20 protein-coding genes are annotated in these 26,712 nt (G+C 66.6%); 3 read left to right on the plus strand and 17 right to left on the minus strand.

What is annotated here, in order from left to right; translation table 11 throughout:
- Positions 1 to 4: 4 nt before the first annotated feature.
- The 4 genes from rplC to LJ760_RS01965 all read right to left on the minus strand — a co-directional run bounded on the left by rplC (position 5) and on the right by LJ760_RS01965 (position 7,627).
- A complete protein-coding gene (gene rplC / locus LJ760_RS01955) occupies positions 5 to 661 on the minus strand; it encodes a 50S ribosomal protein L3 (RefSeq protein ID WP_227918739.1) in 657 nt (218 codons plus the stop codon).
- Positions 662 to 678: 17 nt separating this feature from the next.
- On the minus strand, positions 679 to 987 hold the full coding sequence (rpsJ, locus tag LJ760_RS01960; protein WP_146361073.1) for a 30S ribosomal protein S10: 309 nt from the start codon (positions 985 to 987) through the stop codon (positions 679 to 681).
- Positions 988 to 1,497: 510 nt separating this feature from the next.
- Positions 1,498 to 1,629, minus strand: coding sequence for a hypothetical protein (locus tag LJ760_RS17375; RefSeq protein WP_257793638.1), 132 nt, complete (start codon positions 1,627 to 1,629; stop codon positions 1,498 to 1,500).
- Between the two features lie 181 nt (positions 1,630 to 1,810).
- Positions 1,811 to 7,627, minus strand: a complete 5,817-nt coding sequence (locus LJ760_RS01965; protein ID WP_227918741.1) for a hypothetical protein — start codon at positions 7,625 to 7,627, stop codon at positions 1,811 to 1,813.
- Positions 7,628 to 7,959: 332 nt separating this feature from the next.
- Here LJ760_RS01965 and aroA point away from each other — a divergent pair, with 332 nt between their 5' ends.
- Genes aroA through LJ760_RS01980 form a run of 3 tightly spaced genes read left to right on the plus strand, consistent with a single transcriptional unit; the run spans position 7,960 to position 14,322 of the window.
- Positions 7,960 to 11,025, plus strand: coding sequence for a 3-phosphoshikimate 1-carboxyvinyltransferase (gene aroA / locus LJ760_RS01970; RefSeq protein WP_227918743.1), 3,066 nt, complete (start codon positions 7,960 to 7,962; stop codon positions 11,023 to 11,025).
- A complete protein-coding gene (locus LJ760_RS01975; protein WP_227918745.1) occupies positions 11,022 to 12,290 on the plus strand; it encodes an acyl-CoA dehydrogenase family protein in 1,269 nt (422 codons plus the stop codon). The genes aroA and LJ760_RS01975 overlap by 4 nt, the downstream gene beginning before the upstream one ends.
- Positions 12,291 to 12,297: 7 nt before the next feature.
- Complete coding sequence (locus tag LJ760_RS01980; protein ID WP_227918746.1) at positions 12,298 to 14,322, plus strand: oxidoreductase; 2,025 nt, start codon at positions 12,298 to 12,300, stop codon at positions 14,320 to 14,322.
- 49 nt (positions 14,323 to 14,371) lie between these two features.
- On the opposite strand, the gene tuf is transcribed toward LJ760_RS01980, so the two are convergent.
- From tuf to pcaH, 13 genes are all read right to left on the minus strand, one after another.
- Positions 14,372 to 15,562, minus strand: coding sequence for an elongation factor Tu (gene tuf / locus LJ760_RS01985; RefSeq protein ID WP_227918747.1), 1,191 nt, complete (start codon positions 15,560 to 15,562; stop codon positions 14,372 to 14,374).
- Positions 15,563 to 15,781: 219 nt separating this feature from the next.
- Positions 15,782 to 17,896: an elongation factor G gene (gene fusA, locus LJ760_RS01990; RefSeq protein WP_227918748.1), complete on the minus strand. Its 2,115-nt coding sequence runs from the start codon at positions 17,894 to 17,896 to the stop codon at positions 15,782 to 15,784.
- 110 nt (positions 17,897 to 18,006) lie between these two features.
- The gene (gene rpsG, locus LJ760_RS01995) at positions 18,007 to 18,477 is read right to left on the minus strand and encodes a 30S ribosomal protein S7 (RefSeq protein WP_146361062.1); all 471 of its coding nucleotides are present in this window, start codon (positions 18,475 to 18,477) and stop codon (positions 18,007 to 18,009) included.
- A 1-nt stretch (position 18,478) separates the two neighbouring features.
- Entirely contained in the window at positions 18,479 to 18,853 is a 375-nt protein-coding gene (gene rpsL, locus LJ760_RS02000) for a 30S ribosomal protein S12 (protein ID WP_146361060.1), read from the minus strand.
- Between the two features lie 341 nt (positions 18,854 to 19,194).
- Positions 19,195 to 19,977 carry an IclR family transcriptional regulator domain-containing protein gene (locus LJ760_RS02005; protein WP_227918749.1) on the minus strand — a complete coding sequence of 261 codons (783 nt, stop codon included), beginning with the start codon at positions 19,975 to 19,977 and terminating at the stop codon, positions 19,195 to 19,197.
- 19 nt (positions 19,978 to 19,996) lie between these two features.
- Positions 19,997 to 20,662, minus strand: a complete 666-nt coding sequence (locus LJ760_RS02010) for a 3-oxoacid CoA-transferase subunit B (protein WP_227918752.1) — start codon at positions 20,660 to 20,662, stop codon at positions 19,997 to 19,999.
- Positions 20,659 to 21,342 carry a 3-oxoacid CoA-transferase subunit A gene (locus tag LJ760_RS02015; protein ID WP_227918754.1) on the minus strand — a complete coding sequence of 228 codons (684 nt, stop codon included), beginning with the start codon at positions 21,340 to 21,342 and terminating at the stop codon, positions 20,659 to 20,661. The genes LJ760_RS02010 and LJ760_RS02015 overlap by 4 nt, the downstream gene beginning before the upstream one ends.
- Positions 21,343 to 21,374: 32 nt before the next feature.
- Positions 21,375 to 22,574 carry a thiolase family protein gene (locus LJ760_RS02020; protein ID WP_227918755.1) on the minus strand — a complete coding sequence of 400 codons (1,200 nt, stop codon included), beginning with the start codon at positions 22,572 to 22,574 and terminating at the stop codon, positions 21,375 to 21,377.
- A gap of 73 nt (positions 22,575 to 22,647) precedes the next feature.
- Positions 22,648 to 23,004 carry a 4-carboxymuconolactone decarboxylase gene (pcaC, locus tag LJ760_RS02025; RefSeq protein ID WP_146361690.1) on the minus strand — a complete coding sequence of 119 codons (357 nt, stop codon included), beginning with the start codon at positions 23,002 to 23,004 and terminating at the stop codon, positions 22,648 to 22,650.
- Positions 23,005 to 23,056: 52 nt separating this feature from the next.
- Entirely contained in the window at positions 23,057 to 23,869 is an 813-nt protein-coding gene (locus tag LJ760_RS02030) for an alpha/beta fold hydrolase (RefSeq protein ID WP_227918760.1), read from the minus strand.
- Entirely contained in the window at positions 23,866 to 25,281 is a 1,416-nt protein-coding gene (locus LJ760_RS02035; protein WP_227918761.1) for a lyase family protein, read from the minus strand. The genes LJ760_RS02030 and LJ760_RS02035 overlap by 4 nt, the downstream gene beginning before the upstream one ends.
- 3 nt (positions 25,282 to 25,284) lie before the next feature.
- Complete coding sequence (gene pcaG, locus LJ760_RS02040) at positions 25,285 to 25,851, minus strand: protocatechuate 3,4-dioxygenase subunit alpha (protein ID WP_227918762.1); 567 nt, start codon at positions 25,849 to 25,851, stop codon at positions 25,285 to 25,287.
- Complete coding sequence (gene pcaH / locus LJ760_RS02045) at positions 25,851 to 26,669, minus strand: protocatechuate 3,4-dioxygenase subunit beta (RefSeq protein WP_227918763.1); 819 nt, start codon at positions 26,667 to 26,669, stop codon at positions 25,851 to 25,853. The genes pcaG and pcaH overlap by 1 nt, the downstream gene beginning before the upstream one ends.
- Positions 26,670 to 26,712 lie beyond the last annotated feature (43 nt).

Genomic DNA, 26,712 nt, shown 5'->3' on the forward strand with positions numbered 1-26,712 from the left:
GAGACTAATCTCCCTTCACGGCAGAGCGTACGAGGACGACCTGGCCGCGGGCGCCGGGAACGGCACCCTTGATCAGCAGGAGCGACTTCTCGGCGTCCACACCGTGAACCGTGAGGTTCATGGTGGTGTGACGGACGCCGCCCATGCGGCCCGCCATCCGAACGCCCTTGAAGACGCGGCCCGGGGTGGATGCGCCACCGATGGAACCCGGCTTACGGTGGTTCTTGTGTGCACCGTGGGAGGCACCAACGCCATGGAAGCCGTGACGCTTCATGACACCGGCAAAGCCCTTACCCTTGGAGGTTCCGGTGACGTCGACCTTCTGGCCGGCTGCGAACATCTCAACGGAGAGTTCCTGGCCCAGCTCGTAAGTGTCGGCATCGGCGGTACGCAGTTCAACTACGTGGCGGCGCGGCGTAACGCCGGCCTTTTCAAAGTGGCCGGCCAGCGGCTTGGTCACCTTGCGCGGGTCGATCTGGCCGTAGCCGATCTGAACGGCGGTGTAGCCGTCCTTTTCCGCGTTGCGCAGCTGCGTGATGACGTTGGAGTCAGCCTGGACGACGGTTACGGGGATGAGCTTGTTGTTCTCGTCCCAAACCTGGGTCATGCCGAGCTTGGTGCCCAGCAGTCCCTTTACCTGGCGTGTAAGTGAAGTAGACATAAGTATCCGCTCCCCCCCTACAGCTTGATTTCGATGTTCACGTCGGCAGGCAGGTCGAGACGCATGAGCGAGTCAACGGCCTTAGGCGTGGGGTCAATGATGTCGATCAGGCGCTTGTGCGTGCGCATTTCAAAGTGCTCGCGGCTGTCCTTGTACTTGTGCGGCGAACGGATAACAACGTAAACGTTCTTTTCCGTGGGCAGCGGCACAGGGCCTACTACCGTTGCGCCTGCACGCGTGACCGTCTCAACGATCTTCCGTGCTGATACGTCAATGACCTCGTGGTCATACGACTTCAGCCGGATGCGGATTTTTTGTCCCGCCATGGCGTCGTGCCTCTTTCTTCGAGTAATGCTCTCTGTACAGTTTTTGCACCGAACTGCCTTACGGCCTGGCGCCCCTCCAACAGACTGAATCCGGATAATTCCGGGTTCCTCACCCTGCCGAGGCTCCGACCCCCGCGCTCGGGCGTGTCGCGGTGTTGAGGCCAACGACGCCGAGCAAGATTAGGGGCGGGTTATATATGGGCTCTTTCCCTGAAGGATCCGACCCTGCATCAGGCATTATCCTGACCGGGACGAAATCTCACCACTGCCTGGCCCCTGCTGTTCGCAGGAACATGGGCGCGTGTGGGCACAAAAGCGCTTGAACAACTTCTCTAGTCTGCCAGACTCGGGCACAGATGGCTAATCAGGCATCTGTCTCCGGAGGTCTCCCTCCAGGGTCCCGACGCCGGTCCGCCCAAGTCCGTGCACGCTGCTCCCGGGGTAAACCCCTAAACGGGCAGCGTGTTAACTTCCACCAGTCTAACGCACAGCCGGCGGCACTTTCGAAAGTCAGGCGCGGCCGTCCCGGTTGGACCGGCGGATGCGCTTGGCCCGTTCGATTTCCGGGCGGAACCGCTTACGGGACCACCCGACACCTGCCACCACTGCGGCCACGATCACCAGAAGGATAAGGAATTCCATGTTCCGAGCCTAGCGGAGCCATGGCCCGGCGTCAGCGGCACGGGGCTCCTCCCTGGTCTGCGCGCGGCGGTCTGCGCCTTGCACGGGATCGTTGCTGATCCATCCCCGCCGTCTCCGGCCCGGGCCGGGCCGGAGAACAGCCTCTCCCCTGCGCTGCACGCGTCCAGGATCCGCCGGGACGTCAGTGCGTGCGGTCCTCTTCCTGGCCCTGCCTGCGGCCCGGACCGTGTGCGTCCGTTCCGGGTCCGGTGTTGCCGCCCGGTGCAGGCCCGACTCCATCGGCACCGCCGGTGGTGGCGGGGCCGGAGCCCGCCGGGGCACTCCCCTGCGCCGGGTACACCGACGCCGGTGGCGCCGGCGGAGCAAACCCGGGCGCCGAACCCGGCGGAGTGAACCCCGCTGCCGAACCCGGCGCAGCGGATCCGTTTGCCCCATCCATCGGCCCGTACCAGGGCGCCGACACCGGCGGCATGTTGCCGGGTGACGTACTCGCCGGCGAAGGCACCGGCACCGGAATGGCCGGTGGGGTCCCCTGCGTAGTTTGAACAGGTGGAGTCCCCGGGTCATCGGTCCGCACGCGGGTGAGCCGCCAGACGGCCAGGGCGATCAGCCCGATACCCAGCAGGGCCAAGAGCAGGAACGTGTAACCGCGCAGGTACCAAAGCACCGCCAGCACCACACCCGCCGCGCCCCACAGGGTGAACAGCCTTCTGCTTGCCAGGAGGCCGAAGGCAAGGAGCCCGGCATGTGCCACCAGCGCCCAGAGCTGTTTTCCGCCTCCACCGAAGATGACCGTGGACAGACCGCTGGCGGAAAGAATGACAGCCGAAACCACCAGGACCGCGGTGCCCCTCTGGTCACGTTTGCGAAGGAACTCGTAAGCCGCCAATCCGGCCAGGACAGTGGCCCAGTACTGCAGGGACCAGAATCCGTTGACGTTGCCCAGGACGAGCCAGCCCATCCGCTGCACTGCGAGTGCAGTCACCAGTACGGCGGCCTGCACGGCCGGCTCCCGGAACCGGGCTGGAACCTCCAGGAGGGCCAGCGCCAACGCAGCAACCACGGTCAGTGCACCGGCTGCGGCTGACGAGTCGGGGGCCATCGCCGGTATGGCGGCCAGAGCCGGGATAAGAGCCGAGGCCGAACCCAGGATGCGCCTGCGGAGCTGCGAGGGCGAAATGCGGGCCGCCGCGCCACCGGGCAAGGACGCTTCGACCGGACGGGCGGGGGTAAGGAGGCGGATCGCTTGGAGAACGGCTGCGGTCACCCAGAGCGGCAGCAGCGAAGCGAAGCCGGTGTCCCAGCTGCCGGCCAGGACAGTGTCGAAGAGTCCCCGGAACAGGAACAGCATTCCTACGGTGAGCAGGACCGGCGTCCCCACGGCCAGCCAGGTAAGGCTGCGGGTAGAGGAAACAACCAGGAAGATCGCTGCACCCAGGACGAAGGCAGCAGCCGGCAGGAATCGGCTATCTGCGGCCGGGCTGACCGCAAGGACCGTAGCGGTATAGCCGATGGCAGCTGCCAGCAGTACCGTACGGGTGGGCTCGTCGAGGGACCGGCGCGCTTCCCCGCACAATGCCGCCGCTGCGAGGATGAGCAGAATCGATCCTGCTGCGCCGGTTGCGAGCAGCGGTTCCGGAATTGCCCCCCGGCTGCTGAACTCCAGCAGGTTGGCGAGGACCAGCCCAAGCGCACCCAAAGCGTACGCGGCGGGATAAACAACCCAGGCTGATCTCGGGTGACCCTCCGCCCGGCGCCGGGTGAACGCCGCCGCGGCCGTGATGAGCAGCAGGAACAGGTGCAGAGCGACGACGTCCCGTTGGATTGCCGTTCCGGCAAGGAATCCGTAGGGGATCGGAAGCAGGGCCAGCAAGGCGATGCTCAGCCACTGCGACGTTTCCGAGTATCCATGCGCGTCGAGCCGGCGATGCAGCAGGGTACGGATCAATTGCTGTATTGCCAGCGCCATTGCCCCGGCAATGTACAGACCATGCATGCCGACGCCGAGGTCGGCAGCTACGAGCACCGTCTGGACCACCAGGAGGCCCTGCACGCCGAGGAGATAGAGACCGCGGTTGGGTTCCGAGCGCTTCAGTGCAAGGTACGCAGAGTAGGCCAGCGCTGCCAGCACCAGCAGTTCGTAGCCGCGCAGCCCCAGCACTCCGGCACCTACGGCCGCTGCAGCGGCGAATCCTGCCAGCGCCGCTGCTTCATACCGATCGGGAAGCAAGAGCGATGTGGCTGCGTTTGCGGCCAGCGCGGTCCAGAGCAACGCCAAGGTCCAGCCGGTCCCGTGGCCCTCGACCCCGCGGGATGCGGCAGTAGCCAGCAGCGCCACCAGTGCGGCGGCGCAGAGGAACTCGGCAGCAAATTTCAGCGGCCTTCCCCTCCGTACCCGGACGACGGCGGCCAATTGGCTGAACACTGCCACGCCGGCGGCGCAGAGGACAAGGAACATCAGCATGCCGCTTTGCGCTGCCGGCCCCTGCAGTCCGATATATGCCAGCGGAACTCCTGTTGATGCCGCCAGGCCGCCCCACCGCGCCCACGATGCAAGCCCCAGGGGTTCCAGCAGCCCTGCAAAGACGGTCCGCAGCACCTGTCCGACAGCAATGCCGACGGCCACGGCAGCGAAGACCTGGTGCACGTCCCCGGTCAGGTCGGCCGCCGCCAGCCCGGCCAGGACAACCGCCAGGATGTGGGCAGCCAGGAGATAGGCACCACGGAGGGGATTGCTGCGTCCCAAAACGAGGTAACTGCAGTAGGCAAGGGCTGCCAGCACGAGGATCTCGTACCCCCTGATCCCCAGGACTCCCGCGCCGACGACGGCGGCTGCGGTGAAGCCGGCGGGTGCAGTCAGAGCCGGCCAGCTGCGGCGGAGCATCAGCGCCGTAAACACGTTGACAGCAAGCGCCGCTGCGAGGACGGCCACGGTGGCAACTGCTCCGTTGCCTTCCGCCGCCCGTACTCCGATCTCCAGCAGCAGCACCAGTCCTGCTGCAGCGGCAGCGCCGATAGAAGCCTTGGTACCGACAGAAGCCTTGGTGCCGGAGACCCTCATACGGCCGGTAACGCCGGCGGTCACGCTGGAAGCTGCGGCAGCTGGCTCCGGCAAACCGGTACCGGCCGCGCCGCGTTCACCGAAGCGCGTCCGTCCCGTCGCCGCAAGTGTGTAGGCACCCTGGGTAAGGACCGCGGACCCGACACCGATGAGCAGCAGGACGACACCGGTCTCCGAACGTGCCGCCGTGTAGGTGAGGAGGTAATAGAGCGGGGGCAGCACCGCCAGCACGGTGACGGTTGCCCACAGGAGTGTCTGGGAGAGTCCGAGCCCGCGGAGTTTCCGGTCCAGGAGAACCCGCAGGAGGTGCTGGGCAGCCAGGCAGACCGCCATGGCAATGAAGATCCCGTGCACCCCGGCTCCGAGGTCTGCGGCAATCAGGGCAGACAACGCAGTCAGCTGGGTCTGTCCTGCCGCCAGGTAGTAGGTCCGGTGCGTCCTGGGTGCCAGCTTCCAGGCCAGGACGGCACAGTAGCAAAGAGCAGCGGCTGCAAGCAGTTCGTAGCCCCTGACGCCCAGGACGCCCGCACCCATAAGTGCGGCAGCGGCGAAACCGGCCGGCGCAGCAATGAGGTACCTTCCGCCGGGCCGGAGCGTGGATGTCAAAACGTTTCCGGCCACAACGGTCCACAGGCCGAGCAAGGTCAACACCAGCCCCGGCGATTCCTGGAAGCGGAGCAGCAGGGTCAGGACCGCTGCGGCAGCAGCCGCAGCGGTGATGGCGGCACCCGGGAAGCGTTCGGGTTTTGCGCGCCGGGTACGGACAACTGACACGGCCTGGTTGGCCGTCAGTGCGAGCACCGCGGTGGCGAGGGCCCAGGCTCCGGCATTCACACCGGGTATTCCGGCAAGGGATGCAAGGACAGTCAGGGCCACCAGCAGGATGGCCGCAGCACGTGCGGCGAGGACGAATACCAGGCGTTCCGCCGCGCCGCCCCGCACCGCACGGACCACCAGATACCCAGCGAGGACTGCGGTGGACAGGACACCCGGCCACAGTGCGTCACCGGGCATCAGCGTGTTGGGCACGAAGGCGAGGGCGGCCGGCACCAGGACGGCATACTCAAGGCGCCCGCCCAGTTTCCATGCCGCGGCCAGATACGTCACAAGGACCACGACGGCGGTTCCGGCGAAGGCAGCGGAACTGCCCGAAGACTCCCACTCGCGAACCACGTGCCAGAGTCCGGCTGCCAGTGCGGTGCACGCCTGCAGAACCAGCAGGGCGGCCACATCGACGCGGAAGAACCTGCGCGCAGCCTCTTCGGGGGCGACCGCCGGTTTCTTGAGGCTGACGGTTGCCGCCGCTGCAGCCACGGAATCGGATGCCGGGGCGGGCGTGAACGCGGCGGGAGATGACGGTGCCGGCGGTGCCGGTGGTGCCGACAGTGGCACGGCCTTTTCGCCCTGTCCCGCTGCCGTTCCCAGCGGAGCGGAATCCCCTGTTGAGTCAGCGCCGGCCTCCGGGCGGGGACGCTCGTCGCTCTCCCGGTCCAAAGGCAGCCCGGTGCTCTTGGCAGCCACCTGCAGTAGGGCCGCGGCCCCGTACATGGGGCGGCGCGCCAGGACCCCTGCCGTCTGGACCGCAACCTGCACCGCGAAAGCGAGCAACGTCAGCTGGGTGCTGTCCGTAAAGGAATAGAACAGGGACGTAAGTCCCACGGTGCCGGCGGCCCGCAGCCCGTAGCTGTTGACGAGCTGGTGGCGGGCGGGGCCCTGCCAAAGCATTACTGCGTAGTAGAGGGCGAATGCGAGGAAGAGGATCCCCAACTGCGCCGCGCTCAGCTGGCCGGAGATCTGGACGGAGGCGATGGCTGTAGCCGGAACCAGATAGCGGTGGGAGCGGACAAATGCATCCACATAGAGATTGTTCAGCCAACCCGGACGCCGGATCGCCGCGAGGCTGATCAGGGTGGCGAGAATGACGGTGAAGAGGAAGTACCAGACGATTCCCCAGCGCAGTGCCGCTCCGGAAGCCAGGCCCGAGGACAGCAGGAACGTCAAGGCGAGATAGGTGACTACCCGGCTTTCAATCTTTGCAGCGGCGTAGGCAAACGCCGCGGTTCCAACCACCGAGGTAACAAGCCAGGCTGCCGGGCCGTCCGGAAGCACGAAATTGAACAGGGCGAGTCCGACCACGGGGATCAAGGCAAGGCCCGTACCCGTAAATGCTACGGCTGCCGGTCGAAGGCGGGCGCTCCGGGCATGGATGACCAGTCCTGAAACGTAGAACAGGGCCGTGACAGCGACAACTCCGAAGAAGCGGGCCTCTGCCGGGATGGCGAGCCCGATGAACAATGCCGCGGCAGCCACCAGGAGGAGGCTGGCGGAGTAGAGCGTGATGTTGATATTGCGCAGGTCCCGGCGGCGTTTTTCTTCCTTCAGCTCGGCTTCGGTCTTGACCGGCGGAGCCGGCCTGGGCGGAGCCGGCCTGGGCGGAGCCGGCCTGGGCGGGACGGGAACGTTCCGGTTCGGGGCGGCGGGCACGGGGGCGACGGTGGACGGGTGGCCGGCCGGCTCGCCGGGAGGGGGCACAGCTGCTGACCGAGAGTGGGACGGAGACGAGGGAACAGCGTAGGAAGTGACATACGAAGCAGTGGGTGCCGGGGCTGGAGCGGGGGCCGCTGCAGCGGCGGCAGGTGCGGCAGGAGCACCGGGGGCAGGTGCGGCAGGAGCACCGGGGGCAGGTGCAGCCGGAGCCGGTGCGACGGCGGCAGCACCCGAAGCTGCAGAGCCCTCTGGAACGTGGACGGTCGCGGGTGGCCGGAACCGCACTGCTGCGTCGTTGAATCCCGCCCGGTAGCCGTCCTCATAGATTTGGGCCGGCGGCGGCAGCGGCCGGCCCTGGCCGTCCACGGGTCGGGCGGCTTTTTTACCTACCGCCCGCCCGACGGCGAAACTGGCTGCGGCTGCGGCCAGGAATAAGAGAAAGACCCCCATGAAACTGCTACCTTCCGGTTCAAGTTCGACTGGAGACCATCCTAGGGTGCCGCACCTCACAACCCGTTATCTGTTCGACCCCGGTGTGTGTATCTATTCCGTGCCGGCCGCACCCGGGCGCCCTGTGCAGGAACAGTTCCCGCATGCGCGCGGCCAAGGCCGCCGGACCGCGGTCCGGACCCTGAAGGCGGCACAGCGGTCCCCGGCGGAAATGCGCCCCAGGCTGCCGATCTGAGGCAAGGGCTGTTCCGGCCCGGATAACCAACTGGTAGCGTCGGCGCACGAGGAGCCAGGGGGAAGGCGCCCAGACGAACGGAAAGGGCCTTGCGGCCATGTATCTTTCGGTCCTCGGAACGCACTCCGGCATCTCCGGTTCGGTGCAGGTTCCCAATTCCAAATACCACGCCCACCGGGCGCTGATACTGGCTTCCCTTGCTCCGGGCACGAGCCGCATTTCCGGGCTGACCGATGCCCGCCACGTGCAGTACACGGTGGCCGCGCTCCGCCAGCTCGGTACCGGAATAGAGGTGCAGGATGACACCTTTATTGTCCACGGCGGGCCGTACCGTCCACGGCGTGCCGTTGTCTCCGCCGGCAGCTCCGGAACCACGTTGTACTTCATGGCCGGACTCGCCTCGCTGGGGACACGCGACGTCGTCGTCACCGGACAGAAATACTTCCAGCGCCGTCCCATCGGTGCCTTGCTGGCTGCCCTCCGCGAGATGGGCGTCGACATCGCCTCGAGCGACGACTGCCCTCCCCTGCAGGTTGCCCACGGGCGGCCGCGCGGCGGTGAAGTCCATATCTCCGGAACCCTCTCGCAGTGGATTTCGGGACTGCTGCTGCTGGCACCGTTTGCCCGCTCCGAAACCACCGTGGTGGTGGAGGGCCTGCAGAATGAAACCAGCTATGTGGAACTGACCCTCGCCATGATGGCGCGGTTCGGATTGCAGGTGGAGGCCTCCGAGGACCTCAGGCGCTTCCGGATCCCGGCGGACCAGCAGGCAGTCCCCGCGGACCTGCGGCTCCCCCCGGATATCGGATCGGCGGCCTTCGGATTCGCGGCGGCGGCCCTGCATCCGGCAGATATTTCCCTTACCGGGCTCAGTGCCACCTCCTCAACCGGATCCGACCATCCCGAAGCTGACTTCCTGGACCTGGCCGCGCAGATGGGTGTGCCCATGGACTACGACCAGGCAACCGACGCGGTGAGGGTCCGCCATCAGGGCCTGGACCTGCAACCCGTGGACGTCGACTGCCGCCGCGTCCCGGACATGCTTCCGGTGCTGTCCGTGATGGCGTGCCTCGCCAGGGGGCGGAGCGTTTTCCGCAACATCGACCATGTGCGGATGAAGGAGTCCGATCGGGTGGCCGCCATGCTGCAGCTGAACTCCATGGGCGCGGACCTCACCGTGGAGGGTTCTACCTTGGTGGTCCGCGGAGTCGGCAGCTTGGACGGGGCCGATCTCTCCTCTTTTAATGACCACCGGGTCCTGATGTCCCTGGCCGTGGCGGCCTCCGCGGCAGAAGGACGCAGCACCCTCACCTATCCCAACGCCTACCGCATTTCCTACCCCGAATATCTGACGGCCATGACCGCTTTCGGGCTGCGCATGAAGGTCGAGGACGGCGTGATCCGGCGTCCCCGCCCCAGCCGGCCGGCCCGGACCGCACGCGGAAGCCGCTCCCGAAGCATTTCCGGACCGGCCGCAGTGGAGGCGGCAGCGTCCGTCACGGGTCCGGACTGGGTACGGCGCTGGGCGGCGGAACGCCCCAACGAAACAGCGGTGGTCGACGGCGGCCCGCGGGTATCGGGGCACCTCACCTGGTCCGAACTCGACACGCAGGCCGACCGCGTCGCCGCAGCACTGCTGGAGCTGGGGGTGCGGCCGGGCGACCGGGTGGCTTTCCAGCTCCCCAACCGAAGCGAGTTCGTTGTCCTCACCGTGGCTGTCCTCCGCCTCGGCGCGGTCGCCGCACCCGTGATGCCGATCTTCCGGGAACGGGAGGTGGCGCTGGCACTGCACCGGGCCGGTGCCCGCGTCTTCGTTGCCGTCGAGGAGTTCCGCGGACGCCGGCCGGCGGAGGAACTGGCCGGGCTGCTGCAGCGCACGGACCGAGCCGATGCGGTGCCCGCCCCCAAGGTGGCGGATGTTTTCGTGCTGCGGAATGCCGAGCCGCGGCGTCCCCTCCCCTCCGTGTCCGGCGGCCCGCGGTTCCACGACTGGGACGCGCTGCTGGGCCCCGTTAGCCCTGCGGCTGTGCTCCGTCACGGTGCTGTGCCAACCGCCGGGGATGCTGCACAGTTGCTTTTCACATCCGGCACCTCCGGGGAGCCCAAGGGTGTGGTGCACCGTCATGGAACGCTTAGCCGCGCTGCGGCCATGGAAGCGGCGCATCTGGGCCTCACCAGTGATGACGCCGTCTTCATCCCGTCACCCCTGGCCCACCAGACAGGCTTCCTGTACGGAATGTGGCTCTCGTTCGTCCTCGGCTGCCCGCAGATCCTGCAGCCGGTCTGGGACGCGGAACGGGCCGTGAAACTCATGCGCGGATGGCGCGCCACCTTCGTCCAGGCAGCCACCCCGTTCCTCACCGACCTGGTTGCCGCCGTAGACGCGGGTACCGCCGCTCCGCCCAGCCTGCGTATCTTCGTTGCGACAGGCGCCGCCGTCCCCCGGCACCTCGCCGAGCGCGCCACACGCGTCCTGGGCGCGGGTATCTGCGGTGCGTTTGGAACCACTGAAACCTGCCTGGCCACCCTGGCATCGCCCGGGGACGAACCGGTAAAAGTGTGGGGCACCGACGGGCGGGCCCTGGAGGGTGTGCGGACCCGGATAGTCGACGACGACGGCCTCCTCCTGCCGCCCGGCGTGGAAGGTAACTTCGAACTTCTCAGTCCCACCGTCTTTGACGGGTACCTTGACCGTCCGGACCTGACCAAGGAAGTCTTTACCGAAGACGGCTGGTACCGCACGGGAGACACCGCCGTCCTCGATGATGCCGGGTACCTGCGCATCACCGGACGGGTTCGCGACATCATCAACCGTGGAGGGGAGAAAATCCCGGTGGCCGAGATCGAGCAGCTGCTCTACCGGCATCCTGCCGTACGGGACGTAGCAGTGGCCGCTATGCCCGATGACCGGCTGGGCGAGCGGGCCTGCGCCTTTGTCGTTCCCGTGGCGGGGATGCGCCCGCAGCTGGCGGATCTCACCGCGTTCCTCGACGGGCACCGCGTCGTCAGGCATTACTGGCCCGAACGCCTCGAACTGGTCGACGCCCTCCCCCGCAATGCGGTGGGCAAGGTGCAGAAGTTCCTGCTGCGGGACAGGGCCCGCAGCTTTCCCGCCGGCGGCGGACCGCCGGAGCCCGGCACACCGGATCGGAGCAGCCCGTGAGCACTGCAGCCATCGCAGCCGACGGACGGGGCAGCAGTATCCCGGACCCCGAATACCGAGACCTGCTCACTTCCGTTACCGAGTGGGTCGAGGGCCCCGGCGAGGCATGGGCAGACCGCATCGAAACCAGTGGTACCGCACCCGATGCCCTGTGGAAGGAACTCCGCGAGGCCGGCTTCCTCTCCCTGGCGGCACCTGTGGAACTGGGCGGCCGGGGGCTGAGCTTTGTCCAGTGGATGGGGCTGATGGAGGTCTTCTCCCGTTCACACGCTTCGGTCCGCATGATCGTGCACGTGGTCAACGGCACCTGGCGGGCCATGAATCCGCATGCCGACGAGGCGCAGCGAAGGAAATTCGTCCTTCCCTCCGTGGCAGGGGAGCTGCTGGTTGCTTTCACGCTGACGGAACCGGGCAACGGCACGGGAGCGGATATCACCTCGAGTGTCCGGCGGGTCTGCGACACCTACTACCTGACCGGCCGCAAGCATCTGATCACTTTCGGTGTGCGCTGCGACTACTGGCTGCTTTTTGCCCGACTGGAGGGCAGTTCCGGCAGCGGCGGAACGGTGGCGCTGCTGGTGGACCGGCATGCGCCCGGCGTCGAAGTGGAAGACACGTCGCAGACCATGGGGGTCCGCGGCACCGACCATGCCTCCCTCGCTTTCAGGGATACTCCCGTCCCCGTTGCCAACCGCCTCGGAGCGGAGGGAGACGGACTCGCCGTTGCCCTCGGCGGCTTCCTCACCCCCAGCAGGATCTCCGTGGCGATGAGCTGCGTCGGGCTGGCCCAACGCGCCCAGCAACTCGCAGTCGCCCATGCCCTGGAGCGCACCACCTTCGGGAAGCCGCTCGCCGCACGGCAGGCCATCGCCTTTGCGCTGGCGGAAAACGCCGCCGATATCGAGGCTGCCCGCGCTTTGACCCTGCACGCAGCTTCGGCCTGGCAGGACGGCGCTCCCGACGCCGGGTCCCTGTCCTCCATGGCCAAGCTGACCGCCGTCGATATGCTCACCCGCGTAACCGACAAGGCCCTTCAGGTCCACGGCGGCATCGGCTACTGGAAAACCGCGCCCATCGAGCGGGTGTACCGCGACGCGCGGGCGCAGCGCTTCGAAGAGGGAACGAACGAGATCCAGAAAACCGTGATTGCCCGCGGTATCTTCCGCCGGGACCAGGCACCGAGGTCCGACGCCGCGCTGCCCATTCCCGATCCGTCTCCCGATCCGTCTCCCGATCCGTCTGCGGCACCCGCCGCCCGCCCCTGACGCCGGCATGCTGGACCGGGTCTTCTCCCCCGTTTCCATTGGGACGCTGCGTCTGGACCACCGGATCATCATGGGTTCAATGCACCTGAACCGGGAGGATCACCCCCGCGCCCTGGCCGCGTTCTATGCGGAACGTGCGGCCGCCGGAGCCGGGCTGATCGTCACGGGCGGAGCGGCAGTGAACCGCGCCGGCGCCGGCGGGCCCATCTACCTGCTGATCAATGAGCCGGAAGCCGCCGCTCGGGTTTCCCCGATGCTCAACGCGGTGCACGATGCGGGCGGCAGACTTGCCCTTCAGCTGTTCCACGCGGGACGCTACGCCCGGGAGAGCACATACGGGCTGCGTCCGGCCGCGCCGTCGGAGGTGTATTCGGACTTTTCACGGACGCTGCCCCGCGCACTCACGCCGGCGCAGATCGAAGACACACTTGCGGACTTCGCCGCGGGTGCCGCTGCCGCCCGCGCCCTGGGCTTCGACGCCGTGGAAATCATGGGCTCCGAGGGGTACCTGATCAACCAGTTCGCCTCGCCCCTGACCAACATGCGACAGGACCGCTGGGGCGGGAACCCGCAGCGCAGGCAGGCTTTTCCACTGGCGGTGCTGCAGGCGGTCCGGGACGCCGTAGGGCCCGACTACCCGGTCATCTACCGGACATCGGGCGCCGACTTCGTCGCCGGATCGAGCTCCCGGGAGGAATCGGCAGCCCTGGCGGTGGCACTGGCCCGGGAGGGGGCCGATGCCGTCAACATCGGCATCGGCTGGCACGAGTCCAAGGTACCGTCCGTGCAGGGTATGGTTCCGCACGGCCGCTGGATGGAGATTGCAGGGCAGATCCGCGCGGACCTGGCAGCTGCGGGAGTGCCCGTGCCGGTCATCGCCGGCAACCGGATCAACTCGCTGGAGCTTGCAGAGCGGGCCCTGGCCGCCGGACACGCGGACCTGGTTTCGATGGCCCGTCCCTTCCTCGCTGACCCGGCGATCGTGGCCAAGACCCGGCGCGGAGAGTCGGACCTCGTCAACACCTGCATAGCCTGCAACGAGGCCTGCATCGACCGTTCGCTGGGCGCCGAACCTGTCTCCTGCCTGGTCAACCCGCGGGCCGGCCGTGAAACAGAATTTCCGCTCCCGCTGCGGCCACCCCGGCGGCCCGTGAGCGCCTCCGCACGGGTTGCCGTGGTGGGCGCCGGCCCGGCGGGGATGCAGGCAGCGGCAACGCTGGCGCAGGCCGGACTCCCCGTGGACCTTTATGAACAGGACAGCTCCATCGGCGGGCAGTTCCGGCTGGCCGGCAAAGTGCCGGGCAAGGCAGACTTCCTGCAGACAATCCGCTACTTCACCCATGAACTGGCCCGGCTGGGCGTCCGCGTCCTGACCGGCACCGCCCCCGAAGCCGCGCAACTGGCCGGTTATGCACACCTGGTGCTGGCCACCGGTGTCCGGCCCCGGACCGTTCATCTGCCCGGCGCCGGCCTGCTCCCTGTACTGGACTACCGGCAGGCCTTCGCGGACCCGGCACCGCTGGGCCGCCGGGTAGTCATCGTCGGTGCCGGCGGCATTGCAGTGGACCTTGCACACCTGCTGGCGGATGCCGGCGTCGCGGGCGGTCCCCGGGACGTAACGATAATGCGCCGGGGAGCCCGAATCGGCCAGGGCATCGGCCTGTCCACGCGGTGGGCCGTGCTGCAGGAAATCCGAGCTGCCGGCGTCCGGGCCCTGGCGGGGACCACGCCGCTGGAAGTCACTCCCCTCGGCCTCCGGGTCCGGAACCCGGACGGCACGACGGCGCTCCTGCCGGCTGACGCCGTCGTCCTGGCTGCCGGACAGGTACCGTTCAACCCGCTCCGCTTACAGCTCGACGCCCGGGGCTTGCCCGGTACGGTGATCGGCGGCGCGCTGGACGCCTCGGACCTGAACGCGGTCCGTGCCTTCGAACAGGGGCTGGCGGCCGGCACCGCCGTGGCACGCCTACTCGACCCGCATGAACCGAAGGACGGGCCATGGCTTAAAAGCAGCAGGGCCCCGCTGCCATAAGCAACGGGGCCCTGCTAAGAACCGATGAGGTTCAGGCTAAACCATCAAATTACTTGATGATCTTGGTGACGCGGCCTGATCCAACGGTGCGGCCGCCTTCGCGGATAGCGAAGCCGAGGCCCTCTTCCATAGCGATCGGCTGGATGAGCTCAACGGTCATCTCAGTATTATCGCCGGGCATAACCATTTCAGTGCCCTCGGGGAGGGTGATGACGCCGGTTACGTCCGTGGTACGGAAGTAGAACTGCGGGCGGTAGTTCGAGTAGAACGGGTTGTGGCGTCCGCCTTCATCCTTGGACAGGATGTAGACGTTGGCTTCGAAGTCGGTGTGCGGGGTAATGGAACCCGGCTTCACGACAACCTGGCCACGCTCTACGTCTTCGCGCTTGATACCGCGGAGCAGCAGGCCACAGTTCTCGCCGGCCCATGCTTCGTCAAGCTGCTTGTGGAACATCTCGATACCGGTAACCGTGGTCTTCTGGACCGGACGGATGCCGACGATCTCGACCTCGGAGTTGATGGCGAGGGTACCGCGCTCGGCGCGGCCCGTGACAACGGTTCCACGACCGGTGATCGTGAAGACGTCCTCGATCGGCATCAGGAACGGCTTGTCCTTGTCGCGAACGGGGTCCGGCACGTTGTTGTCAACGGCTTCCATGAGCTCTTCGACGGCTGCAACCCACTTGGGGTCGCCTTCGAGAGCCTTCAGGCCGGAAACGCGGACGACGGGAGCGTTGTCGCCGTCGAAGTCCTGGGAGCTCAGCAGTTCGCGAACTTCCATTTCCACGAGGTCGAGCAGTTCTTCGTCGTCAACCATGTCGGACTTGTTCAGTGCGACCAGCAGGTAGGGAACACCAACCTGGCGGGCGAGCAGGACGTGCTCGCGGGTCTGTGCCATCGGACCGTCGGTAGCGGCAACCACGAGGATTGCGCCGTCCATCTGAGCTGCACCAGTGATCATGTTCTTGATGTAGTCAGCGTGGCCGGGGGCGTCTACGTGTGCGTAGTGGCGCTTCTCGGTCTGGTACTCGATGTGCGAGATGTTGATGGTGATGCCGCGCTGGCGCTCTTCAGGTGCAGAGTCGATAGCAGCGAAATCGCGCTTTTCGTTCAGATCAGGGTACTTGTCAGCAAGCACCTTCGAAATGGCAGCGGTCAACGTCGTCTTTCCATGGTCAACGTGACCAATGGTGCCGATGTTGACGTGCGGCTTAGTCCGCTCGAACTTTGCCTTCGCCACGGGTTCCTCCTAGAGAGTTAGAAGACTCAATCTCCAGCCGCGCTTTTCGCAACTGAAACTGATGTAAGTCTACTTGGGGCTGTTTATTTGATGAAATTGCCGATTTCCGCAGCAGCCTCGCAAGGCCGCTCAGTCTGGCTATGCGCCCGGTCCGGGCCGAAGCCCGGACCAGCCGCACACGGTGGGTGGCCCGGCGTGAACCGGTCCACCCTCCAAGTTTTACTCGCCGCGCGTCTTCTGGATGATCTCGTCGGCAACTGCCTTCGGGACCTCGGCGTAGCTGTTGAAGGACATGGAGTATACGGCGCGGCCCTGGGTCTTCGACCGCAGGTCGCCGATGTAGCCGAACATGCCGGACAGCGGGACGTGCGCCCGGATGACCTTTACGCCGGCTGCATCTTCCATGGACTGCATCTGGCCGCGACGGGAGTTGATGTCACCGATAACTTCACCCATGTATTCCTCAGGGGTGCGGACTTCAACATCCATCAGCGGTTCAAGCAGGACAGGGCTTGCCATACGTGCGGCTTCCTTGAAAGCCTGCCGTCCAGCAATCTTGAACGCCATTTCCGAGGAGTCGACGTCGTGGTACGCGCCGTCAAGCAGCGTGGCCTTGATGCCGACAACCGGGTAACCGGCGAGCACACCGTCAGTAAGCGCGCTCTGGATACCCTGGTCAACGCTGGGGATGTATTCGCGCGGAACGCGACCACCGGTGACCTTGTTCTCGAATTCGTAGAACGTGCCGTCGGACGTATCCAGCGGCTCGATGGCGATCTGGATCTTAGCGAACTGACCCGAACCACCGGTCTGCTTCTTGTGCGTGTAGTCGTGCTTGGCGACTGCACGGCGGATCGTTTCGCGGTAGGCAACCTGGGGCTTGCCCACGTTTGCCTCGACGCGGAACTCGCGGCGCATGCGGTCCACCAGGATGTCCAGGTGGAGCTCGCCCATGCCGGCGATGATGGTCTGGCCGGTGTCTTCGTCGAGGGAGACCTGGAAGGTCGGATCCTCTTCGGAGAGCTTCTGGATGGCCGTGGAGAGCTTCTCCTGGTCACCCTTGGTCTTCGGCTCGATGGCCACGGAAATCACGGGCTCCGGGAAGCTCATGGATTCCAGCACGATCGGCTCCTGAAGGTCGCACAGGGTATCGCCCGTGGTGGTGTCCTTCAGGCCGATGGCGGCGTAAATGTGGCCCGTCGTGATTTCCTCGACCGGGTTTTCCTTGTTGGCGTGCATCTGGAAGAGCTTTCCGATGCGCTCCTTCTTCTGCTTGGTCGCGTTCATGACCTGGGCGCCGGAAGCAGCGTGGCCGGAGTACACGCGGATGTAGGTCAGACGGCCGAAGAACGGGTGCGTCACAACCTTGAATGCCAGAGCCGAGAACGGAGCCTTGGCATCAGCGGCACGTTCGAGGATGACCTCTTCGTCGCGGATGTCGTGGCCCTTGATGTTCGGGACGTCAAGCGGGCTGGGCAGGTAGTCGACGACGGCGTCCAGCATCGGCTGCACACCGCGGTTCTTGAAGGCAGAGCCACACAGAACCGGGTAGACATCGGAGTTGATGGTCAGCTTACGAATGCCGGCCTTCAGCTCGGGAATGCTGATCTCTTCGCCTTCAAGGTACTTGTTCATCAGTTCGTCGCTGGCTTCAGCAACGGTCTCGACGAGCTGTGCGCGGTACTCTTCGGCCTTTTCCTGCAGTTCTGCGGGGATCGGTTCGATTTCGTACTTGGCACCCATGGTCACGTCACCCTTGGCGTCGCCGCGCCAGGTGAGTGCACGCATTTCGAGGAGGTCAACGACGCCTTCGAATTCGCTTTCGGAGCCGATCGGCAGCTGGAGGACCAGCGGCTTGGCGCCGAGGCGGTTGATGATCGTGTCTACGGTGAAGTAGAAGTCAGCGCCCAGCTTGTCCATCTTGTTGACGAAGCAGATACGCGGAACGTCGTACTTGTCGGCCTGGCGCCAGACAGTCTCGGACTGCGGCTCAACGCCTTCCTTGCCGTCGAAGACAGCAACGGCGCCGTCGAGGACGCGCAGGGACCGCTCAACCTCGACAGTGAAGTCAACGTGACCCGGGGTGTCGATGATGTTGATCTGGTTGTTGTCCCAGTAGCACGTGGTAGCTGCGGAGGTGATGGTGATGCCCCGCTCCTGCTCCTGTGCCATCCAGTCCATCGTGGACGCACCGTCGTGGGTCTCGCCGATCTTGTGGTTGACACCCGTGTAGAACAGGATGCGCTCAGTGGTAGTTGTCTTGCCGGCATCGATGTGGGCCATGATGCCGATGTTGCGGACCTTATTCAGGTCGGTAAGCACGTCAAGTGCCACGGTTTCTCCCTTTTTTGGTTGCTTCCGTCAACGGCGCTTATCCGGCTGAAGCCCTGCGGCCCGCAAATGCGGGCCACAGGGCCGTCAGCGGCTGCCGTCAGCTTGGCGTATTACCAGCGGTAGTGGGCGAAGGCCTTGTTGGACTCGGCCATCTTGTGGGTGTCCTCGCGGCGCTTCACAGCTGCACCAAGACCGTTGGAAGCGTCCAGGATTTCGTTGCGCAGACGCTCAGTCATCGTCTTTTCGCGGCGGGCCTTGGAGTAGCCGACCAGCCAGCGCAGGGCCAGTGCAGTTGCACGGCCCGGCTTGACCTCGACCGGAACCTGGTAAGTAGCGCCGCCAACGCGGCGGGACTTGACCTCAAGGCTCGGCTTGATGTTGTCCATGGCCTTCTTCAGGGCTGCAACCGGATCCTGTCCGGTCTTCTCCTGAGCGCCTGCAAGTGCACCGTAAACGATGCGCTCTGCGGTGGACTTCTTGCCGTCTACCAGAACCTTGTTGATCAGCTGCGTGACCAGCGGGGAGCCGTAGACGGGATCCAGTACGAGCGGCCGCTTGGGGGCCGGACCCTTGCGGGGCATATTACTTCTTCTCCATCTTCGCGCCGTAGCGGCTGCGAGCCTGCTTGCGGTTCTTGACACCCTGGGTATCGAGGGCACCGCGGACAATCTTGTAGCGGACACCGGGAAGGTCCTTCACACGACCGCCGCGCACCAGCACGATGGAGTGTTCCTGAAGGTTGTGACCCACACCGGGGATGTAAGCGGTTACTTCGATGCCGCCGTTGAGGCGGACACGTGCAACCTTACGCAGAGCCGAGTTCGGCTTCTTCGGGGTGGTGGTGTAAACGCGGGTGCAGACACCACGGCGCATCGGGCTGCCCTTGAGGGCAGGAGCCTTGGTCTTGGAGACCTTGGGTGAGCGGCCCTTGCGGACCAGCTGCTGAATCGTAGGCACTTTCGTGTTCTCCGTTTTTTCTCGAGATAATTCTCTGGTTGCCCCGCCCCGCTGCCGGCTGAAACCAACTAAAGGGGCGGCGCGCTTCAAGTCGTTGCCGCAATGCCCCGAGAAGTTCCGATGTTCTCGCCGAAAGCGACCGTAGGCGTGCAAAAGTGTGGCATTCGTTGCGCAAGGACCCCGCAACCCGGAAACAGGCCCGCCCATTCCTTACGGAATGCATTCCTCCGAGTATCTCTCCACGGAGGGCACGCGAGCGGCCTTCATCCACTGCCACACAAACAATTGGTTTTCAGTCTAGCAGACTTAACGACTCCCGGCGGAAAGTGCGAGCAGCGTCACTAGCTGCGGGCACTCAGGGCCGCGGTAATCGTGGCCGAAGCCTGCTGCAGGTGCGGCAGCACGCGTGCGGCTGCCTCTTCCAGAGTAAGCCCCATGGTGGCCTGCATGGACGTGTTCAGGGCGGCGACCACGTTCCCCCGCGGGTCCAGGACGGGAACGGCCACGGAGCGCAGCCCGAGTTCCAGTTCCTGGTCCACGACGGCCCAGCCCTGTTCCCGTGCCCGCGCCACGAGGGTGCGCAGGCGGTCCGGGTCCGTGACCGTGCGCTCCGTCAGGGGACTCAGGCTGGCTTTGGACAGGTAATCGTCGAACCGGTCCTCGGGGAGCCCCGCCAGCAGGACCCTGCCCATGGAGGTGGCGTAGGCCGGGAACCGGGTCCCAACGCTGATCCCGACTGTCATCAGCCGCCGGGTATGGATCCGGGCGATGTAGACGATCTCGTCGCCGTCGAGCACCGACGCCGACGTCGATTCCGAGATTTCCCTGGACAGGTCCTCCAGTACCGGCTGCGCAAGCTGGGGAAGGGACTGGCCGGACAGGTAGGAGTAACCCAGCTGCAGGACCAGGGCGGTCAGTTCGAAAGTCCGCCCGTCGGTGCGCACGTAGCCGAGTTCCACGAGGGTAAGCAGGAAGCGGCGGGCGGTGGCCCGGGTCAGTCCGGTCCGGCGGGAAACCTCGCTCAGGGTCATCTGCACGTTGTCGGCGTCGAAGGCCCGGATCACCGTGAGGCCGCGGGCCAGCGACTGTACGAACTGGTCGCTGGCCGATGCCGTCTCGCTCACGTGTCCCCTATGTTGTCGGTTACTGCTGGCTGTTGGCCGCGGCGCGGATCAGCGGGATGTCCATCTTTGCCGCCAGTTCCTCGAACGTGGTTCCGAAGGTGTCGCGGACGTGGACGCCGTCTTCCTTCAGCAGGAAGACCGCTTCATTAGTGTAGACGCGGGTAACGCATCCGACGCCGGTGAGCGGGTAGCTGCATTCCTTCACCAGCTTACTGAGGCCGTCCTTGGTGAACAGCGACATCATGACGTAGACGTCCTTGGCGCCGGTGGCCAGGTCCATGGCGCCGCCCACTGCGGGAATGGCGTCGGGAGCGCCGGTATGCCAGTTGGCCAGGTCCCCGGAGGCGGAGACCTGGAAGGCACCCAGGACACAGACGTCCAGGTGCCCGCCGCGCATGATCGCGAAGGAATCGGCATGGTGGAAGTAGGCGGCGCCCGGCAGTTCGGTCACCGGAATCTTCCCGGCATTGATCAGGTCCGGGTCCACCTCGTCCCCGGAGGCTTCGGGGCCCATGCCCAGCATCCCGTTTTCGGTATGCAGGGTGATGTGCTGTTCCGGCTGCAGGTAGTTGGAGACCAGGGTGGGCTGGCCGATGCCAAGGTTCACGAAGGACCCCGGGGCAATATCGGCCGCCACCAGCGCAGCGAGGTCGTTCTTGCCCAGTTTTTCGGTCTGGTTGCTCATGCTGCAGCCGGCGCTTTCTCCCGGTCCACGCGGACCAGGGTGTTGACGTAGATTCCCGGGGTGACCACGACTTCGGGGTCCATTTCTCCTATGTCCACGATCTCGCGGACCTGCACGATTGCGGTCTTCGCGGCGGCGGCCATGATCGGTCCGAAGTTCCGGGCGGTCTTCCGGTAGACCAGGTTCCCTGCCTTATCGGCCCGCAGTGCCTTCACCAGTGCGAAGTCGGCGTGCAGCGGAGTTTCGAAGACGTAGCCGCGGCCGTCGATCATCCGGGTTTCCTTGCCTTCGGCCAGCGGGGTGCCGTAGGCGGTGGGAGTAAAGAACCCGCCGATGCCTGCACCGGCGGCGCGGATGCGTTCCGCGAGGTTGCCCTGGGGTACCAGTTCCAGTTCAATCTCCCCGGCGCGGTACTTCGCGTCGAAGATCTGCGAGTCGGACTGGCGCGGGAAGGAGCAGATGATCTTCTTCACCCGGCCGGCACCGATCAGGGCGGCCAGGCCCTGTTCTCCGTTGCCGGCGTTGTTGTTGACCACGGTCAGATCCCTGGCACCCTGGCGCAGCAGCGCCTCGATGAGCTCCACGGGCTGTCCGGCCTGGCCGAACCCGCCGATCATGACGGTGGCGCCGTCGTGGATGGGCGCAACGGCCTCATCAACGTCCTGCACAATGTTGAGCACGGTTTTTCCTTACGTCTTCGGGAACTGGATTCTCAGTTGGCGTTTTCGAGCACGACGGCGAGGCCCTGGCCCACGCCGATGCAGATTGCGGCCACGCCCCAGCGCTCCCCCGACTCCTGCAGCCGGCGGGCCAGGGTGCCGAGGATGCGGGTGCCGGAAGCGCCGAGCGGGTGTCCGATGGCGACAGCGCCGCCCCAGGCGTTGACGATGGCCGGGTCCACATCCCAGCCGTCCAGGCAGGCCAGGGACTGGGCTGCGAAGGCCTCGTTGAGTTCAATGGCGCCGACGTCGCTCCAGCTGATGCCGGCACGCTTCAGCGCCGTGTTGGCCGCTTCCACCGGAGCGTAACCGAAGTACTGCGGCTCGTTGGCGGCAGCGCCGCGGCCGGCGATCCGGGCCAGCGGGTCCAGGCCCAGGATGCCGGCGGCGTTTTCGCTGCCCAGCCAGGCCGCGGAGGCGCCGTCGTTCAGGGGGGAAGCGTTGCCGGCGGTGACGGTGCCGCCGGAGACGTCCTCCGACGCCGGCCGGAAAACGGTGCGCAGCGTGGCGAGCTTCTCGACCGTGGAACCGGCGCGGATGCTCTCGTCCCGGTCCAGGTCCACGCCGTCGACGGCGACGGTCAGGTTCGCGTATTTGCCCTCATCCCACGCCTTTGCGGCGAGGGCGTGCGAGGCTGCGGCGAACTCATCCTGGCGTTCCCGGGTGATGCCGTACTTCTCGCGCAGCTGCTCGGTGGCCTCCCCCAGGGAGACAGTCCATTCCTTCGGCATGGCCGGGTTGACCAACCGCCAGCCCAGCGTGGTGGAGGCCAGGGTCTGATCTCCGGCGGGATAGGGCTTCTCGTTCTTGGGCAGCACCCAGGGGGCACGGCTCATGGACTCGACGCCGCCGATCAGCATCAGGTCCGCTTCACCGGTGTTGATCTGCCGCGAGGCGATCAGTGCTGCGTCGAGGGACGAGCCGCAGAGGCGGTTGACCGTGGTGCCCGGGATCGAGGTGGGCAGGCCGGCCAGCAGCGTGGCCATCCGGGCAACATTGCGGTTTTCCTCGCCGGCACCGTTGGCGTTGCCGAAGACCACTTCGTCGATCCGCTCGGGGTCAAGGCCGGGGGCCCGGGACACGGAGGCCTCCAGGACCTGGGCGGCCAGGTCGTCCGGGCGGACGCCGGCGAGGGCTCCGCCGAATTTGCCGAAGGGGGTGCGGACTGCGTCGTAGATGTAGGCCTGGTTCACGGGTGCTCCTTGAACTGGAAAGCGAAAACTGGAAGAGGGGGAAGGGCCGGGATGGGGAAGGGCTGCCGCCGGCTCAGGCCGCGGCGTCAATCTCGCGGAAGACGCCCTGGGCCACCTTGAAGGCGGAGTTGGCGGAGGGGACGCCGCAGTAGATGGCGGACTGCAGCACGATCTCCTTGATCTCGTCGCGGTCCAGGCCGTTGCGCAGCGCTGCCCGGACGTGCATGGCGAACTCCTCCAGGTGGCCGTGCGCTATCAGTGCCGTCAGGGTGATGGCGCTGCGCATGGTGCGCGGCAGGCCCGGACGGGTCCAGATGGTGCCCCAGGCGTACTGGGTGATCAGGTCCTGGAAGTCGGTGGTGAACTCGTCCTTGCCCGCGTTGGCGCGGTCCACATGCTCGGCGCCGAGGACTTCGCGGCGTACCGCCATGCCCTCGTTGTACACGTCCTGCCGGCTCTTGTTGGCATCTGCGATCACTGCGTCATTTCCCTTCGAGGTACTGGGCGCCGAAGAAGTCCTTCAGCAGTTCTGCGGTTACGGCCGGCTGCTCCACCGGGACCAGGTGCGCGGCGTCGTCAACGACGGCGGCGGTTCCGTTGGCCACCCGGTCGGCAATGAGCTGCGCGAACGACGGCGGCGTGACGACGTCGTCGGCACCGGCTACCGCGAGCACGGGGACCGTGATGTCCGGCAGCCGTCCCCGGACATCGAAGGTCGCCAGTGCCCGGCAGCAGAGGGCGTAGGAGAAGCGGTCCGCGTCCTGCAGCGAGTGGAGCAGGGCGGCAGCGGCAGCGGGCTCCCGGTCCATAAAGCCCGGGGCGAACCAGCGCTGTCCCGAGCCGACCACCTGGGTGGGCGTGCCCTGGAGGCGCACCGTTTCCGCGCGTTCCTCCCAGGCTCCGGTTTCGCCGATCTTGGCACCGGAGCAGAGGACGGCCACGCCGTCGAACAGCGACCCGTGGTCCAGGCCGAGCTGGAGTCCGACGGCGCCGCCCAGCGATACCCCGGCGTAGAAGACCGGGACATCTGCGGGAATGTCTCCGGCGTTGCGGGCTGCGGTGACCATCGCCGCGACGGCGGCGGCCAGGTCCGCGATGCTGAAGGATTCCCCTGCAGCGGGGCTGGCACCGTGGCCGGGCAGGTCCCAGGCGATGACCGTGAAGGTGTCCAGGGCGGCCGCGGCCCGGCTCCACAACGGCATGGACGCAGTGCCCAGCGACGGGCCGGCGATCAGGACGGGTGCGGCGGGGCCGGCGTTGGAAAGGCGGGAGGCCTTGATGGCGGGGATGCTCATGCTGAGGGCTTTCCGGGGTAGGCCGCGGTGATCCGCTCAATGAGGGCGGTGGCCTCCCCTAGGTATTCGGCGGGGTCGAGGATGCTCTTGAGTTCCGTATCGGAAAGGACTTCCGGGGGGACCGCTGCGCGCAGCAGCTCTTCGAAGGGCTCGCCGGAGGACAGCGAGCGGGCCACGGTGTCGGCGATGATTTCCTTGCCGCGTCCGGGCACGCCGTCGTCGAGCAGCGGGGCGGCCACGGCCATGATTTTCTCGCTGACCACAAGCGGCCCGGCGGATTCCAGGTTGCGGGCAAGCGCGTCCGTGGAGACCTGCAGGCCCTCGGCCAGTTCGGCCAGCTTGGCAGCTGCTCCCCCGGCGAGGCGCAGCAGGGAGCGCAGGGCCTGCCATTCCACGTGCCAGGAGCCGCTGGGCCGCTCATCGTCCGCGGCTGCGGCAGCGGCGTTCAGCTGCATTCCGTAGCCGGGTGCGGCCAGGGCCGCACTGCGGATCAGGACGGACAGGACGGGGTTCTGCTTCTGCGGCATGGCGGAGGATCCTCCGCGGCCGGCGGCGCGGGGTTCGGAGACCTCGCCGATTTCCGGCCGGCTGAGCAGCAGGACGTCGTTGGCAACCTTTCCAGCCGCGGCGGTGAAGTCCTGCAGTGCAGCGCCGAGGGCGGTCACCGGCAGCCGGTTGGTCTGCCAGGGTGCCAGGGGCTCGGCCAGGCCGAGGCCGCGTGCCAGGCGTGCGGTGAGGTCGAAGGCGGTGATGCGCTCCGCTCCGGGGGCAGCGGAGCCGGCGGCCAGGGAAACTGCTGCAAGGGTTCCGGAGGCGCCGCCCCACTGCAGCTGGAGGTTGCCGGCGGCGGTACGCAGTCCCTGCGCGGCGCTGCCCACCCCGTGCAGCCACTGGGCGGCGCGCAGGCCGAAGGTGGAGGGCAGCGAGTGCTGGGTCAGGGTCCGGGCCACGCACAGGGTCGCTGCGTGGCGCCGGGCGGTGGCACCCAGGGCAGCGGCGGCCCGGTCGGCATCCGCGATGATGGCGTCCAGGGCGCGGCGGGCCAGCAGCATCAGGGCGGTGTCCATGATGTCCTGGCTGGTGGCGCCGCGGTGGATGGCGGCCGCGGCCTTGGGCGAAGATTCCCGTGCCTGGGCCCGGAGGTCGGCCAGCAGCGGAATCACGGGATTGCCGCCGCCCTGCGCCCGCTCGGCCAGGGACGCGGCGTCGTACCGGGAAGCGTCGCTGACGGCGGCCACCGCGGCGGGTGCTTCCGGATCGGCCAGGCCGGCGGAGGCCAGCACGCGCACCCATTCGAGCTCCACGTCCAGGAGGGCCTGGAGCAGCTGTCGGTCCCCGGTCAGTTCCGCGACCCGGGTACCCGCCCAGGCCGGGGAGAGCAGCCCGTAGTCCGCGCTGTCCGCTGCACCCACCGGTTACGCCCCGGGGTAGGTGAGGAAGACGGTTTCGCCTTCGCCCTGCAGGCAGATGTTCCAGCGGAGTCCGCCGTCTGCTTCGCGGGTGGCGATCAGGGTGCGCCGGCGTTCCTCGGGCAGTGAGGACAGCAGGGCGTCGCGGGCCAGGGCCTCTTCGTCGTCCGGCAGGTACATCCGGGTGTGCAGCTTGTTGAGCAGGCCGCGGGCGAAGATGACGACGGAAATGAAGGGGGCCGATCCCTCTTCCGTAGGGCCCGGGTTGACCGTGGTGAAGGTGTAGTTGCCGGCATTGTCGACGGCGGTGCGGCCCCAGCCGGTGAAGGTGTAGCCGTCACGGACCAGGGATCCGGTCCGCTGGGGGATATTGCCGTCGGCGTCGGCCTGCCAGATTTCCAGCAGGGCATCCGGAATGGTGTCTCCGGCGCCGTCGGTCACGGTGCCCTGGAGGCGGACGCTGCCGGGCATGCCCGGGGACAGCAGCTGGTTGTCCTTCTCGAAGGGGAGGGCGTAGCCGTAGAACGGGCCGATGGTTTGCCCGGGCGTGGCGGTTAGCTTCTGCTCGTTCATTACTCTGCGTCCTCGTCTTCCATCCAGGTGCGGTTGCTGCCGGTGAGCACGATGTCCCAGTTGTAGCCGGTGGCCCACTCATGCGAGGTGATGTTGTGGTCGTACGTGGCCACGAGGCGGTCGCGCGCCTTGGAGTCCGTAATCGACTGGTAGATCGGATCCAGCGCGAAAAGCGGATCCCCGGGGAAGTACATCTGGGTGATCATGCGCTGGGTGAAGTCGGTGCCGAAGAGTGAGAAGTGGATGTGCGCCGGCCGCCAGGCGTTGTAGTGGTTCTTCCACGGGTACGGACCGGGCTTGATGGTGGTGAACTCGTAGGAACCGTCGTCGGTGGTGATGCAGCGGCCGACGCCGGTGAAGTTCGGGTCCAGCGGGGCCGGGTGCTGGTCGCGCTTGTGGATGTAGCGGCCGGCGGAGTTGGCCTGCCAGATTTCCACCAGCTGGTTGCGGACGGGGTGCCCGTCGCCGTCGAGGATGCGTCCGCGGACGATGATCCGCTCCCCCATCGGTTCGCCGTTGTGCTGGATGGTCAGGTCGCTCTCGAGCGCGTGGACGTCCTGGTGGCCGAATGCCGGGGACCACAGCTCGATGGTTTCGGGGTCCACGTGGTGCGGATCCTTGGTGGGGTGGCGCAGGAGCGAACTGCGGTAGGGAGTGAAATCGATGCGGGGCTGGGTTTCCTCTGCGGCGCCGTCGTCCACCCCCTTGGAGTACTCGGCGTGGACCGCGGCGATTTCAGCGGAGATCTGGTCCTGTGAGGCCTCGGCTGCGTCCAGCTTCTCGATGACATGGCTGTTCGAGAAAAGGTTCTCTTCCATTTCCATGGGTTTTCCTTTCAATGAAGCGCACCCTTGCGCTCCG

This window comes from Arthrobacter sp. zg-Y895 (assembly GCF_020731025.1).
Taxonomy (GTDB): Bacteria; Actinomycetota; Actinomycetes; order Actinomycetales; family Micrococcaceae; genus Arthrobacter_B.